Source organism: Nonomuraea sp. NPDC049129 (genome assembly GCF_040648495.1).
Taxonomy (GTDB): Bacteria; Actinomycetota; Actinomycetes; order Streptosporangiales; family Streptosporangiaceae; genus Nonomuraea.
In genome coordinates this window covers 117,812-133,809 of record NZ_JBEZDU010000003.1, presented here as the reverse complement: position 1 = coordinate 133,809, position 15,998 = coordinate 117,812, and the positions used below count along the sequence as shown (strand labels likewise).

Here is a 15,998-nt window from a genome sequence, read left to right as displayed (position 1 = left end):
GCCCCACGGGGATCATTTCCCCAATCCGAGATCACAATTCAGCTAATGGTGCGTTGCCTCAAGTCTTAGAACGATATAGGCGGGGTTAGGGTGAAATATCGGTATTAGTGGTTTAGAAGGGGAAGTCATCGCGTTCGGGGATCAAGCGGTGGACGAGCGCCGCCGCTCCCGCGAACCCGCGCTCCGGCACCCGTGCTCCCGTGACCCGGCCCCACGCCAGCCCGACGGCGTACGCGGCCCCCAGCACGGCCGCCGCGGCCGCCCGATCGGGCGGCTCGACACCGGAGCCTGACGCCCGCAGCCCCTCCCGCACGGGCCGCTCCGCCTCAGACGCCCGCGGCACACCGAAGCCCGGCGACCCCTGCGCGCCCTGTGTGCCCGTTCCAGGGAGTGCGTGGGCCCCTGTCTCGGGCATGGCGTGCGCGCCCGTTCCTGGCATGGCGTGCGCGCCCGTTCCTGGCAGGGCGTGGGCTCCCGTCTGGGGTACGGCGTGCGCGCCTGTTCCGGGGAGAGCGTGAGCTCCCGTTTCGGGTATGGCGTGCGCGCCCGTCCTCGGTACGGCCGCGTAGGCGCCCGTCTCCGGCGGCCCGGCGCGCCATGGATAGGGCAACGGCGCCTGCGTGGGGAAGCCCTCGGGCTGGGTGGTCTCCGCCGCCGACGTGTTCGTCAGCCCCGCCCGGGCGAGCTCCTCGTACGCCCGCCGCAACCGGTGGTCCAGGAACCCGGGAAGCAGCCCCCGCGAGTCGGAGAGGTCCGCCAGGAAGGCCGCCGCCGCCCGGGACGGCTCGGTGGTGAAGTCCAGCGCCTCCAGCAGGTCGTAGACCATGTGGCGGAAGTGCGTCTCGGGGTCGGTCTCCACCAGCGCCGCCCGGCCCAGCCGCTCCGGCAGCCGGTCGAGCCACGCCTGCCGTACCGTGTGGTCGTCGCGCAGGGCCGCGCGGTCGTCGAGGTGCGGCTGCCGGAGGGTGGGCTCCACCATCGTGAGCAGCGCCAGCGCGCGCGGCCTGAAGCGGGGGTCGGACAGCAGGATCTGGGCCGTGTCGGCCATCGTGGCGGCCAGCCGGAGCGCGGCGCGGGAGTGCCCGGCGCGCAGCCGCTCGGAGACGAGCGTGACGAGGTCGAGCAGCGGCGGCGCGGGCAGCCAGCGCACCCACTCGTCGCCGGGCAGCGGCCGCCGCAGGTATTCGCCGAAGGCCGTGATGAGCCGCTCGTTGCCGTCGAAGGCGGGCGCGTACGCGCACCACATGATCGTTCCCCAGATCGCGGCGACCGTGCTCGGCACGTCTCTGGCGAAGATCGCGTCGAAGGCGCTCAACGGATAGTCGCGCTCCGACCGGCGTTCCTCGGCCCGCAGCAGCTGCCGGATCTGATCGGTGAGCCCGGCGGGCACGTCGGGGCCGACGAACGCCTGCGTGGAGCCCGGCTCGGCGGCGAAGTCCGGCCCTCGGGGGATCACCCGGACGGGCAGCACCGCGGCGGGGTGCCGGGCGTCGCGCGTACGAGCGTCCCTGGGCGGCGGCGACAGGTGCCAGCGGCCGTCGGCTGGGTCGTGCAGATACCAGCGCGCGTGCGCCCCGAACAGCCACCGGTCCCCTTCGGGCGTCACCAGGGCTCTGGCCGCTATCACCTGGGCGCGATCGGGCACGGGGAGGCCCGGCCAGCGCGGGTCGGCGACCATCGCGCGGACCGTCGCCTCGACGGCGGTGAACGCATTCCAGGACCGCACGGCGGCCATCGTACTGGTCCGATCTGAATCAACAACGGGCTTTACCCGGCAGAATGTCCGCTATGAGGGCAACGCTAGTAGGGGTTCTGTCGGTCGTGGGTGTGCTCGCCGGGTGCGGTACGGCCACCTCGGTGCAGCCGTCCCCCACCGGCCCCGGCGTCCTGACCCTGAAGGAGGCCTTACCCCCCAAGCCCGGCGGAGAGGTGGGCTCGGCGTCGGACGAGTTCGACACCGCCAAGAATCTGGCGGTGTGGAGCAAGCTGAGCGACACCGAAAAGGACCTCGATCGGATCGCCAAACTCGATGTCAGTACGACCACCAAGGGCTCGCTGTACTTGGAGCCCAAGGTTTCCGCTTGGTTCGACGGCTTCCGGGGCCCGTTCGTCTACCAGGAGCTCGCCGGGGACATCGTCATGCACGCGCGGCTCAAGGTCGAGGGCAAGAAGGGCGCCACGCCCACGCGGAAGTTCTCGCTCGGCGGCCTGATGGCCAGGGTGCCCAATTCGTACGGGAGCGCGAACTGGCTGTCGTTGACCACCGGCACGGCCGACACGAGCGGCCAGCTGGAGATGACGTACACCAGGAACGGCAGTTCCGCGCCGAAGGAGGCCAAGGTCAAGACCGGCTGGGTGGAGCTCGTCCTGGCCAGGGTCGGGACCGCCGCGGTGGCCCTGTACAAGGAGGACGGCGGCGCCTGGAAGGTCGGCCAGCGCTGGCCGGCCCAGCTGCCCGAGGTGCTGCAGTGGGGCATGACCGCCTACACCGACTGGAACAGCTACAACACCCTCAAGAAGGACCCCGCCAAGGGCAACGCCCAGCAGGTCAAGGGCACGCCCGACGTCAAGATGACCGTCGACTTCGTCCGGTTCCTCCGGCCTGAGCTGCCCGACTACGCGGACGCGCTCAACACCGCCTCGGTGCCGGACGACGTCCTGATCAAAGTGCTGACGCCGTCCGGTGCCTGAGCGCCTTGGCCTGGTAGTTGTCCGGCGTGCGGGCGAAGCTCGCCCGGTCGTCGTCGGTGAGCTCGCGCACGATCTTCCCCGGCACCCCGGCGACCAGCACCCCGGCCGGGATCTTCTTGCCCGGACCGATCAGTGCGCCGGCCGCGACCAAGGTGCCCGCGCCGACGCGGGCGCCGCCGAGCACGATCGCGCCGATGCCGATCAGTGCACCGGCCTCGACATGGGCGCCGTGCACCATGGCCTTGTGGCCGAGACTGACCCGGTGCTCCAGGACCGCCGGCTCGCCTGGGTCAGAATGGAGGCAACACAGATCCTGTACGTTGCACTCCTCGCCGATCTCTATCCGCTCGTCGTCACCCCGGAGAACGGAGCCGTACCAGATGCTGGACGCCCGGCCCACCCGAACCCTGCCCACCACGACGGCGCCTGGCGCGATGTACGCCTCGGGATGAATGTCCGGGACTGCTCCGTTGTCCAATGCTGCGATGTACACCCGTCACATCGTAATTCCCGCCCCAGGTCTGGTGTTCCGGTTGCGGACGTGGGCAGATGGCAGGAAAGTCGATTCCTGACGTCTCGCCGCCAGACCCTTACAAGCCGCCGGTTTCCCCCGCCTCACGCAAACCCTTAGGTAACCCCCATGACAAACCAGCACGAGAGCATTCCCGATCTGATGCAAGAGGACACCTTCGAAGTCGTGATGCGCGGCTACAACCGCCGTCAGGTGCACGACTACATGATCCGTACCCGTAACCAAGTCCGAGATCTGGAAGAGCGGCTGGCGCGGGCGATCGACCAGGCCGAACAGGGCCGTGTCGAGCTGGCGGAGGCCAGACGGCGCATGGTGGAGGCGCCGCAGAGCTACGAGGACCTCAGCCCCAGGCTGGCGCAGATCCTCCGGCTGGGCGAGGAGGAGGCCGCCGCCAAGAAGGAGGACGCGGAGGCCGAGGCCATCAGCGTGCGTGACGCCGCCAAGTCGGAGGCCGACCGGCTGGTCTCCTCGGCACGTGAGACGTCGGACAACATGCTCACCTCCGCCCAGTCGGAGGCGGAGCGGCGCGTGGGCGAGGCGACGGCGGCCGCCGAGCGCATGCTGGCCCAGGCGGGCGCCGACGCCGAGGAGAAGCTGACCAGCGCCCGTACCGAAGCCGAGGACACCCTGCGCGAGGCGCGGGCCGAGGCCGACAGCGTGCTCACGGCCGCCAAGCAGGAGGCCGAGCAGCTCGTCGCGTCCGCGACCGCGGAGGCCGAGCGGACGCTCGCGAACGCTCGCGCCGAGGCCGAGTCGACGCTGGCGTCGGCGCAGCAGCGGGCCGATTCGCTCGACGAGCACGCGGGGCGTCGCGTCGAATACCTGAGCAACACGCACACGGAGGTCGTACGGAGGCTGACCGAGATCAGCTCCGTGCTCGGCGACCTCATGCAGACCGAGGGCAAGGCGGGCCCGCTCATCATCGAGCCGCCCACCGCGCCCGAGCCCGCCGCTCTGGAGGCCGCTTCGCAGGAGGATCAGGAGACCCAGCAGGTCGACCAGGTTGCCCAGGTCCAGGAGTTCCAGGAGGTCCACGAGCCGGAGCACGTTCCGACGCCGCAGGATGAGGTGCGGGTCATCGTCGAGGACAACCCGGCCGAGCGGACGGCGGAGGTCGAGCGGCCCGTCTCCGACGACACGGACGTCGACATCATCGGCCGCCTCTCGGACGTCCGCCGGTAGCCGTCGGCTGGCGCTGATGCGGTGACCACGGTCCGTCACACGACCGTCTCGATCGGGTGTGACGGCCCGTGTTGGCCGGGGTCCCTTGGGAGGGATGCCCCTCCAGGGGCGGAAGACAGTGGCTGGGGTCCCCACGGGGAGCGGTAGAACGGATGCCCGGCGAACTCGAAGGGCCCCGCCCGATGTGGCGGGGCCCTTTTCCCGTCCCACGGGCGGAAGCCCCCGCCCCCGATCGGGTCGGAGGCTTCCGCGATCGTGGCCCCTATGGGGGCCCGGTGCCGGGGCCGCCGAGTCGCTGGACCCGGCACCGGGCTGCTCGCGAGCGTCCGCGGCGCACCGCCGGAGCGGTCCGTCGCGACGCTGTCACGGAGGCGCGGGACCGGCTCGCGGCTCGTGCTCGTCGGCCCTGCTCTCCTGGTCCCGGAGTTGCTCGCGCAGGCTCTCCGGGTCGTCGGCGTCGATGGTCATCGCACACCCGGCCTCGCGCTGCGCGGCGCTGAGCGGGTGATGTCGCGTGGCCCACCAACGGCCGGCGTCGCTCCGCCAGATGGTCCACAGCGCGAACTCCCGGGCGATGTCGGCTAGATGCCGATCAAAGGACATCTGATCATCCCTCCGGGACCCGCGCAGGTTCCATCTCCTTGAAGCCTGCGTCACATCTCTAGAGAAGGCAATGATCGCAAGGGACAGGTCAACCTATCGCTTGACATTTCTGCTTGACCTAGGCGTCGAAGTCGTACTGAAGTACGTACGCCGCCGAGTCCAGCACCATCTCGTTGAGCTCGACGGGCTGGCCGTTCGCGGTGTAGGCGGTCCGGGTGATCACGATCACCGGAGTGCCGCCGGGCAGGTCGAGCAGCCCGGTCTCACGCGGTCCCGGCATCCTGGCGCGCACTTCCTCGGTGAAGTGGGCGGGTGGCAGGCCGAGATCGCGCAGCCGCGCGTACACGCCGCCCGGTCCCGTGTCGGGAGCGGTGATGGCGCTGCCCTCGACCAGCCCGGCGGGGAAGTACGACGTGGCCAGTTGCACGGGCCGGGCGTCGACCGAGTAGCGGCGCCGCCGTACCCACACCTCGCCGCTTTCGAGGACGCCCGCGACCTCCTCGCGCGCCCGCTCGCGCGCCACCTCCACCTCGTCCACGGTGAAGGGCCGGCCGCGGGTGTCGGCGTCCCAGATGGTGCGGCCCTGACCCCATTGCTCACGGGAGAGCCGGCGTGAGCCGTGCCGGCGTATCGGTTTGAACAGTCGCACGTAGACCCCCGAGCCTCGCTTCGGTACCGCCAGCCCCTCGTTGATCAGTACGGCGAGCGCCTGCCTGGCGGTGGCGCGGGCGATCCCGTAGTCGGCCATGAGCGTGTTCTCGCCCGGTAGCCGATCCCCGTCGCGCAGTTCGCCGGACAGGATCCGGGAGCGGAGACCGTCGGCGATGCGTCGATAGATCGGGGGTTCGTGGGATACCGGGACTTCAGACACGTTCGACCACCCTCTGTCACCAACCCGTATGGCGTCTCCAGAGAACTTGCCCCGTCTTGTCCACGATCGCACAGATAAGGGGGATGGTCGCGAGCTTCTTTTGAGCGAATCATGCCCATGTGGTGAAGTCGGTGGGGTTTCAGCGGACCGTTATCTTGGAACGGTCCCGGCCACTACTCGGCTCGCCCACCAGCGGCGAGTAATCAGCGCGGCGAGCACGGCTCCCACGGTGTTGACGATCACGTCGTCGATGGAGGAGAGACGGCCCAGCCGCAGGCCGTACTGGAGGGCCTCCACGGTGATCGACGCGACGGCCGCGACGGCGGCGACGCGGGCCGTCGACGCCAGCCGCGCGGTGCGTACGGGCAGCAGCGCGCCGAGCGCCGCGAAAACCAGCAGATTGCCTCCCACCTGCACCAACACGGTCTCCCAAGGGGCGCTGAGCACGTCGGCGAGGTCCCTGAACGGCACGAGACTGACTCCGCTCTGACCGCTTGCCGGAGTGAGGATCATCCACACCCAGGGGGCCGTTCCGACGGCGATTCCGATGTCGGCCAGGGCGGTGCGCACGGGTGCCGGATGGCCCGCTCGGGCGCGGTGACGGGCGAGGAGCAAGATTGCCAGTACGGCCAATGGCAGCGCAAAGGTACCAGCAATAATGACGGTTCCCCACAAATCCCACGTCCGAGCCATCGGACCATGATGGCGGCCGTCCCGAGGTACGGGAACCTGTCCCTCGGGATAGGTGCCTACGAGCGCGCGGGCAAGTGGTCGGCGAGGAAGGCGAGCGCGACCTGCCAGGCCCGTGCGGCGGGCTCCGGCTGGTGGAACATCGGCGACTCGCTGTTGTGGAAGGCGTGCCCGGCCTCCTCCTCGACGTGCATGAGCACGTTGGCCCGGCCCGCCGCGGCTTGTTCGACCGTGGCCACCTGGTCGCGCGGGATGTACGGATCGCTGCCGCCGAACACCAGCAGCAGAGGCGAGCTGATGCGCTCCATCAACCCGGCCGCCTCGGGCACGGCCGAGCCGTAGAAGGACAGTACGGCGTCGAGCTCGGTCTGGGTGGCCAGCATGAACGCGAGCGAGCCGCCCAGACAGAACCCGAGCGCCCCGCAGCCGCCGCTCACCTCGGGCAGTTCGCGCAGCCGGGCGAGGGTGAGCGCGCAGTCGGCCACGGCCTGCGGGACGTCGAAGCGCCCGGCCAGTTCGATCGAGGCGGCCGTGCCCTCGGGGGTGTGCTCGCCGATCCAGTTGGGCTGGAGCCGCCAGAACAGGTCGGGCGCGGCCACCACGTAGCCGAGGCCGGCCAGCTCCTCCGCCACCTTCGCGATGTACGGCCCGACGCCGTAGATCTCCTGGATGAGCAGGATGCCGGGCCCGCTGCCGCTGTCGGGCAGCCAGACGTGGACGTCGAAGGAGCCGTCGTGGGCCGTGATGCGTTCTGTGCGCTTCTGCATGGAGTCAAGGATGGCGATCCGCGGGTAGTTGTGCAGCAAGACGGGCCGGTGTGGCACAGATCGGCTATGTACGGCATGGCGCCTGGAGCCGCCGGAGGAGACGATGCTAGAGACATTCCACGGCCTACCCAAGGAGCAGCCTGATGCAGGACGAATGGTCAGCGGCGGTAGACGCCCGTGCCCACGCGGCCGACCGGTTGGCCGAGGCCGCGCGCTCGGGCAAGCCGTGCGCTCCCGTCAGAGACATGGTCAGCACCGCCGCCGAGGGCTACGCCGTACAGGAGATCAACACGCGGCGGGCGCTGGAGGCGGGGCGGCGGGTGGTCGGCAGGAAAGTGGGTGTCACCAACCCGCTGATGCAGAAGCAGTTCGGCATCGACGAGCCAGACTTCGGCATGCTTTTCGCGGACATGGCCTACCTCGATGGGCTTCCTATCCCGGTGGAGCGGTTTCTGCAGCCGCGGGCCGAGGCGGAGGTCGCGCTGGTGTTCGGCCGTGACCTGGTCGGCGGGCCTTTCACGGCGGCCGAGGTGATCAGGGCGGTGGATTTCGCGCTGGTGGCCATCGAGATCGCGGACTCCCGCATCGCCGACTGGGACATCACGCTGGCCGACACGATCGCCGACAACGCCTCCGCGGGCGCGTACGTGCTGGGCAACACGCCGGTCTCCCTGATGGGCCTGGATCTGCGGGGGGCCGCGATGACGATGACGCGCGGCGGCCAGGAGGTCTCGGCCGGCTCCGGCGCCGCCTGCCTGGGCCATCCGCTCAACGCGGCCGTATGGCTGGCGAGCCGGGTCGGCCGGACCGACCACGCGCTGCGGGCCGGAGACGTGGTGCTGACCGGCTCGCTCGGGCCCATCGTGCCGATCGGGCCGGGCGACGACTTCGAGGCGCACGTCGACGGCCTTGGGTCGGTCCGCGCGGTGTTCTCCTCATGAAGCCGCGCGCCGTCTTGAAGCCGGGGGCGCTGCCGAGTCCTTCCCGGCCCGGGGCCTGAGGGGAGCGCCGGTGCGCGGGCCACTCCTCGGACTGGCGGTGGTGCTGATGGCGGCGGGCTGCGGTGTCTCGCCCACGCTGGAGTCGGAGCCGGATCCCACGCTCAAGGTCGGCGCGATCATCTCGCAGACCGGGGTCTACGCCGTGCTCGGCGACGACATGGAGGCGGCCATGCGCCTCTACCTGGACCAGCACGGTGGCAAGCTGGGCGGCAGACCGGCCACGCTGGTCGTCGCCGACGACGCGGGCAACCCGGAGAAGGGGCAGCAGCAGGCCAGGTCGCTCATCGCGCGCGATCGGGTGAGCGTGATCACCGGTCTGCTCGCCTCGCCGGTCGCTGTGTCGGTGGTCAAGGAGGCGGCCGGCACGCCGGTGGTGATCGCGAACGCCGGCGCCGACGAACTGGGCGGGCCCGGCGTTTTCCGGGTCTCGTTCACCAACCACGCGCACGGCTACGCGGCGGGCAGGTACGCCGCCGAGCGGTACGGCAAGGCGGGGGTCGTGCTGATGGCCTCCGACTACTCGGGGGGCACCGAGACGCTCGACGGCTTCACCGAGGGCTACGGGGTCAAGCCGCTCAAGCGCATCATCACCCCGTACGGCAAGAGCGAGGACCTGACGCCCTACTTCAAGCGCATCCCGCCGGACGCCAAGCTGCTGTACGCCTTCTACGCGGGCGGCGAGGCGGTCACGTTCGCCAAGACCTTCAAGCAGCTCGGCTACGACACCAAGATCGACCTGCTGGCCTGCCAGAACCTCGCCGACGAGGACGTGCTCGAAGCCATCGGGGCCGACGCCGAGGGGATGACCAGCGTCGGACTCTACTCACCGGCGCTCACCACGCCCGAGAACGCCGCGTTCGTGGCCACCTGGAAGGCCAAGACGGGCCGGAACCCGTCGGCCGTGGCGCTGCAGAGCTGGGACGCCATGCGGCTCATCGACCGGGCGGCCGCGCTGGGCGGCGACCTGTCCACGGCGCTCGGCCGGGTGGGCGACCTGGCGAGCCCGCGCGGCACGTTCCGGCTCGACCCCACGACGCACAATCCGGTGCAGAACTGGTACGTGCGTAGGTATGAAAATGGAATCAATCGGGTAATCGCCACGATTCCCCCAGAAAGGAAGTAATCGCGTGCTGGATCGCGACCGCTGCCTCGCCCTGGACGCCGAGGATCCGCTGCGGGACTTCAGGGACGAGTTCGTGCTGCCCGAGGGCGTCGTCTACCTGGTGGGCAACTCGCTCGGCGCGCTGCCCCGCCGTACCTCCGAACGGGTCCGGCAGGCCGTCGAGGACGAGTGGGGCGGGCACCTCGTCGGCGGGTGGAACCACGCGGGATGGTACGCCCAGCCGCTCACCACGGGCGACCGGCTGGCCCCGCTCATCGGCGCGGGCCCCGGCCAGGTCGTGGTGGGCAACACCACCTCGATCGCCATCTATCAGGCGGTCGCGGCCGCGACGCGGCTCCGGCCCGACCGGCGGGTGATCGTCTCCGACGTACGGAACTTCCCCACCGACCACTACATGGTCCAAGGGCTGGCCAGGACACTGGGCTACGAGGTCCGTGACTTCGCCGAGGGCCGGTTCGACGACGCGGCCGTGGTGCTGCTGTCCGAGGTCGACTACCGCACCGGCGCCCGCCACGACGTGGCCGCGGTGACCGAGCGGGTGCACGCGGCCGGGGCGCTGATGGTGTGGGACGTGTGCCACAGCGTCGGCGCCATGGAGGTGGACGTCTCGATGGCCGACTTCGCGGTCGGCTGCACCTACAAGTACCTCAACGCCGGTCCCGGCGCGCCCGCGTTCCTCTACGTGAACCCGCGCCACCAGGCCGACGCCGAGAATGTCCTGTCCGGCTGGCACGGCCACGCGGAGCCGTTCGCGTTCGAGCGGGACTTCCGGCCGGCCGAGGGGATCAGGAGGTTCGCGGTCGGCACCCCGCACGTGCTGTCGTTCGCGGCGCTGGAGGCAGCGCTCGACGTGTGGGAGCGGGTGCCGATGCGCCAGGTCCGGGCCAAGAGCGTCGCGCTGACCTCACTCTTCATCGACCTGGTCGGCGACTCGCTGGAGCTGGCCTCGCCGCGCGCGGCCGCCGAGCGGGGCAGCCAGGTCAGCCTCTACCACCCCGACGGCTATCCGGTGATGCGCGCGCTCATCGACCGGGGCGTGCACGGCGACTTCCGCGCGCCCGACATCCTCCGCTTCGGCTTCGCGCCGTTGTACACCCGGTTCGTGGACGTGTACGACGCCGCCGACGTCCTGGCCGAGGTGCTGGAGAAGGAGCTCTGGCGAGAGGAGAAGTACGCCCAGCGGCTCGCGGTCACCTGAGCGAGTCACCTGAGCTAGTCACCTGAGCGAGTCACCTGAGCGGCCGAGTGCCTCCCTCTCGGGAGTGAGGCGGAAGATCGCCTGCGTCGGCGATCCGGCCGGAGGGCGCGATCGACAGGATTGAGGCAGTCGAATTACCGCCTCTCACCTGGAGATATCCCATGAAGCGCACCTATGCCGCCGCTCTCGTCCTCGCCCTCTCGGTCGCCGCCACCGCCCAGGCCGCCCACGCCTTTACGGGTACACAGGCTGTGGCTGAGGTGGGGGTGCCGCCCATCAACGCGGCGGCGCTGCAAAAGAGCATCGAGGGCCTGCCCGCCGCCGACGCCACTGCGGCCGACGTACGGGTGAGCGGCTCGGCGGGCTCGTGGCAGGGCGTGTCCGGCGTGACGGACCTGCGGACGAAGCGGCCCGCCAAGGCCGGGGCCCGGTTCCGGGCGGGCAGCGTCACCAAGACCTTCACGGTGTCGGTGGTGCTCCAGCTCGTCGCCGAGGGCAAGCTGTCGCTCGGCGGCACGGTCCAGGAGTACCTGCCCGGCCTGCTGCCCGCCGACTACCCGGCGATCAAGGTCGGCCAGCTGCTGAACCACACCAGCGGGCTGCCCGCGCCCAAGGTGAGCGATGACTTCGCCGACATCTACGCCACCCGGTTCGAGAAGTGGACGCCCGAGGAGTACGTCGCCAAGGCGGTGGAGAACCCGATCGAGTTCACGCCCGGCAGCCAGCAGCACTACCTGAACACCAACACCTTCGTCGCCGGCCTGCTCATCGAGAAGATCACCGGGCGTTCGTACGAGCACGAGGTGACGACCAGGATCCTGCGGCCCGTCGGCATGACCGACAGCTACCTGCCGGGCACCTCGGTCCGCATCCGGGGCAGGCACAACCAGGGCTACCAGACCGTGCCCCAGGGCTTTCCCGACGCGATCAAGTACGGCGCGGGCTACGTGGTGAACATGACCACGACCAGCGTCACCTCGACCTGGGCCTCGGGTGACCTCATCTCCACCACCGCGGACCTGGAGAAGTTCGTCAAGGCGCTGTTCAGCGGCAAGGTCGTGCCCGCCGCGCAGCTGGAGCCGATGTTCACGGTGCCGCCGGTGAAGGCGTACGGCGGCAAGGGCGACGCCGTCTACACCTCGGGCCTGGCCAGGATGGAGCTGCCCGGCGGCCTCGTGGCGTACGGCAAGACCGGCGCCAGGTGGGGCAGCGCGGCCGGCATCGGCGCCACCCGTGACCTGAGCCGCACGCTCGTCTACTCGGTCAACTCCACCGACGCCAAGAGCTCCGGCCAGAACCAGCGCGCCCTCGCCATCGCCCTGGCGGCCTTCTCCAAGTGAGCCAGGCGCGGGTGATCAGGTCTCGCCGTCGAGAACCTTGATCGCCCGCTTCGGCGCGATAGCCCGGTAGCTCTCCTCGACCCAGTCGAGCAGCACCTCGGTCTCGGGCAGCTCGGCCAGGAACGGCACCGACACCCACCCGGCCTTGCCCAGCCCGTAGCCGCTGGGGGCGGCTCCCTCGACGGTCAGCGCGTGGCCGCGCGCCTCGGACAGCAGCTTCACGGTGAAGGACGGGTCCCACTTCTCGCTCTGCTCGTCCATGCCGAGGAAGACGAACACCTTCTTGTTCACCTTGACGACTGTCTCGCCCCACGGATGGTCCTCGTGCGTCTCCGGCAGCCCGAGCGCGAACACCCGCAGTCGCTCCCGTACGTCATGCCAGTCGTCCATGCCTACGGACGCTACCCAACGCGCCGGAACTCGGCCAGCTTGGCGTCGATCCGGTCCCTGATCAGCTCGCGGGCCTCCATGCGCGGCACCCCCGACATGAGCAACTGGTCGTAGTCGGTGTCGAGGTGGCGGATCGAGGCCACCACGGCCAGCGTGATCGCGTTCTCGTCGAGCACCTTGGCCGCCGCCGTGCGCCCGACCCGGCCGCTGCCGCGCTGACCGGCGTGGGCGGCCACCTCCTGGGCCCGCGCGGGCGGGCAGCCGGGGAAGAGCCTGGCGATCTCGGCCGCCATCCGCGCCTGGTATTCGACGTCCTGGTCCGCCCGGCGCTCCCGGTCGCGCTCGCGGCGGCGCAGCCGCACCTCCTCGTCGGCCAGGCACCGCTCCTCCGCCGCCGCCCTCGCCTGCTCCTCGACCAGCAGCCCTTGGCGCTGGTAGACCTTGCGCCGCCGGTTGTACTGGACGACCACCGCCGACAGGCCGCTCTCCTGCTTCGCCCGGCGGCTGAGGGCCGCGTTGCCCGACGGCAGGAAGACCAGATGGTCCATGTCCGCGCAGGTCAGGCAGTGGGGCTCGTCCTCTTCCATGATCAGATAAGGGCCCGTGTCGCCGCAGGTCGCGCACGTCCAGGCGTTGAGCGGGGCCACCACCACCAGGTCGGGCGCCTTGCTCTGCCGTTCGGTGAGCTGCCGCACCCGAGCCTCGCTGAGGTCGGGGGAAAGCCAGTGGACGCGGAACGCCTCCTGCCCGTGGTCGGCGGTGAAGCGCAGCTCGCGGCGGTCGCGGCTGCCGGAGACGTAGGGGGTCTCCACCGGCCGGAGCCCTTTGGCGGTCGCCCAGTCCTTCAGCAGCGCGGCGGCCATGACCAGCCGGTCGTCGTCGACAGGCGCCAGCTCGGCCAGCGTGGCCGCGCGGCCCTGCCGCCAGGTGTCGACGTGCCGCGACTGCACCCAGCGCAGGCCGGTCACCACGTCGATGAACGTCACGTATTTACGGCTGGCCAGCGCGATCTCGGCGGCGTCCGCGACCCTGCGGGCCAGATTCGGCTTGCTCATCGCTCCAGTCTCCCGCGCCTTTGCCGGGAGATGGCCCGGTCGGACGCATTCCTCGTGCCGGTCCAGGTAAGTAGTCAGGCGGATCAGGATATGGGGGGAATCGGTGCGCTTGCTCTGGCTCGGCGTGCTCGTGTTCGTGCTCCTCGCCGCCTGCGGGCCGATCGGGCAGGGCCCGCTGCCGGTCGTGACGGGGGCCTTCGGCGTTCGGCCGGTCATCACGATCCCGGACGGCGTGCCGGATCCCCTGCCGCGGGTGACGGTGCTGTCGGTGGGCAGCGGGCGGCCGACCATGCCGGGTGACGTGGTGCTGGCGGACGTCGAGGTCCGCCGGTGGTCGGGCAATCTGCCGTACACGAACACGTACGACGACCATCGGCCCGCCAGGGTCCTTTTCGACGGGCGGCACGTGCCGGACTCCTGGCGCGAGGCGCTCATCGGCCGGTCGGCGGGCAGCCGGGTCATGCTCGTCGGTCCCGCGGCCCTCTCGTACGGCCCCGGGCCGCCGCTTGGCGGGACCCGCCCGGCCGAGACGCTGGTGCTGGTCTTCGACATCCTGGGCGGTTACCCACCGGACGCCCGCCTCGTCGGACGGACCCTGCCGGACGTACCGAACGACCGCGCGCCCCGCGTCCTCATCGGCGGCTCCGGCCCTCCGGTGCGGGCGGGCGCGAAGGTCATCGTCCAGTACGTCGCGGTGGAGTGGCCGGGCCGCCGGGTCGTCGACTCGTCGTACCTGCGCGGCGGCCCCAGCGCCTTCACGCTCGGGCCGGAGGCGGCGCCGCCCGGCTGGGTGGCCGGTCTGGCCGGCCAGCGCGTGGGCGCCCGCGTCGCCTTCCCCGCCGAGGAGGCGGGCCGTCCCCTCCTGTACGTCGTGGACATCCTCGACGTACTCGAAACCAAATAAAACGGCCCTGACACCGGAGGGGATGTCAGGGCCGTCGCACCGCCGCCGAGGGGGATCAGCCGCAGTGCTCGGAAGGGCTCTCGTAGGTCGCCGTGCCGACCGAGCCGCCCCACTTCACGCACTTGTCCTCCGCGGCCGCCCTGACGGGACCCGCGTAGTAGGTGAAGCTGCCCGAGTCGCTGACCTTCGTCTTGCCGGCCACCTGCAGGAACGCGCTGGCCGCGCTGGCCTTGCCCAGCGAGGTCTTCTTCAGCGTGGCGACGCAGTTGTTGGCGTTGGTGCTGTTGTAGAGCAGGTAGACCGTGCCCGAGGTGCCGAGGGCCTGCGAGTCGATCACCTTGTAGCCGGTGCCGCAGACCTTCTCCGCCGTGTACGGGTTGGTGCCGCCGCCGGAGCCGCCGCCGACGTAGCTCATGTACTTGTTCCAGTCCCAGTGTGAACCGGGGTCGGTGTGGTCCGAGCCGGGCACCTCGACGTGGCCGATGATGTGGCTGCGGTCCTTCGGGATGCCGTACCGGTCGGCGATGTTCCTGGTCAGCGCGGCCGACGAGCGGTACATCTGGTCGGTGAACCACGAGGCGTCGTTGATGAAGCCCTCGTGCTCGATGCCGACCGAGCGGTGGTTGTAGGAGCTGACACCGGCGTGGAAGGCGCGGTTCTTCTCCCGCACCATCTGCGTGATCTGCCCGTCGGAGGAGCGCACCACGTAGTGGGCCGACACCTTGGCGGCGGAGTTCTGGAACCACGAGATCGTGCCCGCGTACGAGCCCTGGGTCACGTGGATGATGATCCGGTCGATCTTCTCGTCGGTGGGCCGGTTGGACACGGCGTAGTTCGACGAGCTGGCCGCGGCCCACAGGGCACCGGGGTAGTCGGTGGTGGCCGCGAGCGTGCGCGGGTCCGCGTTGTCGTACTTGCCGCGGTCCGGCTCCACGACCTTCGCGGCGGCCTTCACGCCCGCGGTGTTGACGCCGTTGGCCAGCACCTCGTAGACGGCGTCGGCGTAGATCCGGGCGGTGCTCGCGTTGGCCGCGCCGCCGTACGCGGCGACCGCCTCGTACCACTTGGCGGGGTCCTTGCGCTCGGCCGCGGTCAGGCCGAGCTTGTCGGCCTTGGCGCGCAGCACGGCGGCGCCACCGAGCACGTTGGCCGCGTCGTCGGTCTTGAGCTTCGCCGCGGTCTGGGACGTGATCTTGGCCGCGTCCTCCAGCGCCTTCGTGGTGGGGTTGCTGACCAGGTGCATCACGCCGTAGCCGCCGCTGGCGCTGGGCTCGCCGCCGTGGCCGTCGAGGTGCGTCTCTGCGTAGCCGAGCGCGACCAGCAGGTCACGCGGCACCTCGTAGGTGGCGGCGGCCTTGTCGAAGGCGGCCGAGAGGGTGACGGCGGTCGCCTGCGCGGAGGTCGCCTGGGCGGAGCCCACCAGGACCGCCTGCTGGGCGCCCACGATGAGCACACCGGCTAACAGGAGCTTCTTCATCATGATCAGGACCCGCAATGCTCGGAGGGACTGTTCTATGCGCTGACGCCGGCTTTGCCGCCCCACTTGACGCACTCGCCGGCCGCCGCGGCGGTCACCGGGCCCGCGTAGGAGGCGAAGTTGCCGGAGTTGTGATCCTTTTCGGATGGGATCTGTGGGACTAGGGTCGGCATT

The 15,998-nt window shown here is 70.5% G+C and carries 17 protein-coding genes; 7 read left to right on the top strand and 10 right to left on the bottom strand.

The window, feature by feature from the left end; genetic code table 11:
- Nucleotides 1–112: 112 nt before the first annotated feature.
- A complete protein-coding gene (locus AB0B64_RS10025) occupies nt 113–1,726 on the bottom strand; it encodes a hypothetical protein (protein WP_358176173.1) in 1,614 nt (537 codons plus the stop codon).
- Nucleotides 1,727–1,788: 62 nt separating this feature from the next.
- Here AB0B64_RS10025 and AB0B64_RS10020 point away from each other — a divergent pair, with 62 nt between their 5' ends.
- Nucleotides 1,789–2,691, top strand: a complete 903-nt coding sequence (locus AB0B64_RS10020) for a hypothetical protein (RefSeq protein WP_357938846.1) — start codon at nt 1,789–1,791, stop codon at nt 2,689–2,691.
- Here the strand turns inward: AB0B64_RS10020 and AB0B64_RS10015 are convergent.
- Complete coding sequence (locus AB0B64_RS10015) at nt 2,663–3,184, bottom strand: gamma carbonic anhydrase family protein (protein ID WP_357938848.1); 522 nt, start codon at nt 3,182–3,184, stop codon at nt 2,663–2,665. The two genes, AB0B64_RS10020 and AB0B64_RS10015, sit on opposite strands and share 29 nt — an antisense overlap.
- Nucleotides 3,185–3,331: 147 nt before the next feature.
- Here AB0B64_RS10015 and AB0B64_RS10010 point away from each other — a divergent pair, with 147 nt between their 5' ends.
- Entirely contained in the window at nt 3,332–4,405 is a 1,074-nt protein-coding gene (locus tag AB0B64_RS10010) for an ATP synthase F0 subunit B (protein ID WP_357938850.1), read from the top strand.
- A 363-nt stretch (nt 4,406–4,768) separates the two neighbouring features.
- Here AB0B64_RS10010 and AB0B64_RS10005 read toward each other — a convergent pair whose 3' ends face one another.
- The 4 genes from AB0B64_RS10005 to AB0B64_RS09990 form a co-directional block, all read right to left on the bottom strand.
- A complete protein-coding gene (locus AB0B64_RS10005) occupies nt 4,769–5,008 on the bottom strand; it encodes a hypothetical protein (protein ID WP_357938852.1) in 240 nt (79 codons plus the stop codon).
- 118 nt (nt 5,009–5,126) lie between these two features.
- Nucleotides 5,127–5,879 carry a GntR family transcriptional regulator gene (locus AB0B64_RS10000; protein ID WP_225293238.1) on the bottom strand — a complete coding sequence of 251 codons (753 nt, stop codon included), beginning with the start codon at nt 5,877–5,879 and terminating at the stop codon, nt 5,127–5,129.
- 150 nt (nt 5,880–6,029) lie between these two features.
- Entirely contained in the window at nt 6,030–6,449 is a 420-nt protein-coding gene (locus AB0B64_RS09995; RefSeq protein WP_358176170.1) for a VanZ family protein, read from the bottom strand.
- A gap of 179 nt (nt 6,450–6,628) precedes the next feature.
- Nucleotides 6,629–7,336: a dienelactone hydrolase family protein gene (locus AB0B64_RS09990; protein WP_357938856.1), complete on the bottom strand. Its 708-nt coding sequence runs from the start codon at nt 7,334–7,336 to the stop codon at nt 6,629–6,631.
- 143 nt (nt 7,337–7,479) lie between these two features.
- Between AB0B64_RS09990 and AB0B64_RS09985 the strand changes: the two genes are divergently transcribed.
- From AB0B64_RS09985 to AB0B64_RS09970, 4 genes are all read left to right on the top strand, one after another.
- Nucleotides 7,480–8,277, top strand: coding sequence for a fumarylacetoacetate hydrolase family protein (locus AB0B64_RS09985; protein ID WP_357938858.1), 798 nt, complete (start codon nt 7,480–7,482; stop codon nt 8,275–8,277).
- A 70-nt stretch (nt 8,278–8,347) separates the two neighbouring features.
- Entirely contained in the window at nt 8,348–9,460 is a 1,113-nt protein-coding gene (locus tag AB0B64_RS09980) for an ABC transporter substrate-binding protein (protein ID WP_358176167.1), read from the top strand.
- Between the two features lie 4 nt (nt 9,461–9,464).
- Nucleotides 9,465–10,658 (top strand): kynureninase, encoded by a 1,194-nt coding sequence (gene kynU / locus AB0B64_RS09975; RefSeq protein ID WP_358176165.1) that lies wholly within the window; start codon nt 9,465–9,467, stop codon nt 10,656–10,658.
- 161 nt (nt 10,659–10,819) lie between these two features.
- Entirely contained in the window at nt 10,820–11,998 is a 1,179-nt protein-coding gene (locus AB0B64_RS09970; RefSeq protein ID WP_358176162.1) for a serine hydrolase domain-containing protein, read from the top strand.
- Between the two features lie 15 nt (nt 11,999–12,013).
- Here the strand turns inward: AB0B64_RS09970 and AB0B64_RS09965 are convergent, their stop codons facing one another.
- The gene (locus AB0B64_RS09965) at nt 12,014–12,388 is read right to left on the bottom strand and encodes an MmcQ/YjbR family DNA-binding protein (RefSeq protein ID WP_358176159.1); all 375 of its coding nucleotides are present in this window, start codon (nt 12,386–12,388) and stop codon (nt 12,014–12,016) included.
- An 11-nt stretch (nt 12,389–12,399) separates the two neighbouring features.
- The gene (locus AB0B64_RS09960; protein ID WP_357938868.1) at nt 12,400–13,443 is read right to left on the bottom strand and encodes a DUF2293 domain-containing protein; all 1,044 of its coding nucleotides are present in this window, start codon (nt 13,441–13,443) and stop codon (nt 12,400–12,402) included.
- Nucleotides 13,444–13,546: 103 nt separating this feature from the next.
- On the opposite strand from AB0B64_RS09960, the gene AB0B64_RS09955 reads away from it, so the two are divergent.
- Complete coding sequence (locus AB0B64_RS09955) at nt 13,547–14,347, top strand: FKBP-type peptidyl-prolyl cis-trans isomerase (RefSeq protein ID WP_358176156.1); 801 nt, start codon at nt 13,547–13,549, stop codon at nt 14,345–14,347.
- A gap of 55 nt (nt 14,348–14,402) precedes the next feature.
- Here AB0B64_RS09955 and AB0B64_RS09950 read toward each other — a convergent pair whose 3' ends face one another.
- Both AB0B64_RS09950 and AB0B64_RS09945 read right to left on the bottom strand, forming a co-directional pair.
- Nucleotides 14,403–15,827, bottom strand: a complete 1,425-nt coding sequence (locus tag AB0B64_RS09950; RefSeq protein ID WP_357938872.1) for an N-acetylmuramoyl-L-alanine amidase — start codon at nt 15,825–15,827, stop codon at nt 14,403–14,405.
- Between the two features lie 32 nt (nt 15,828–15,859).
- Nucleotides 15,860–15,997 (bottom strand): hypothetical protein, encoded by a 138-nt coding sequence (locus AB0B64_RS09945; RefSeq protein ID WP_357938874.1) that lies wholly within the window; start codon nt 15,995–15,997, stop codon nt 15,860–15,862.
- Nucleotide 15,998 lies beyond the last annotated feature (1 nt).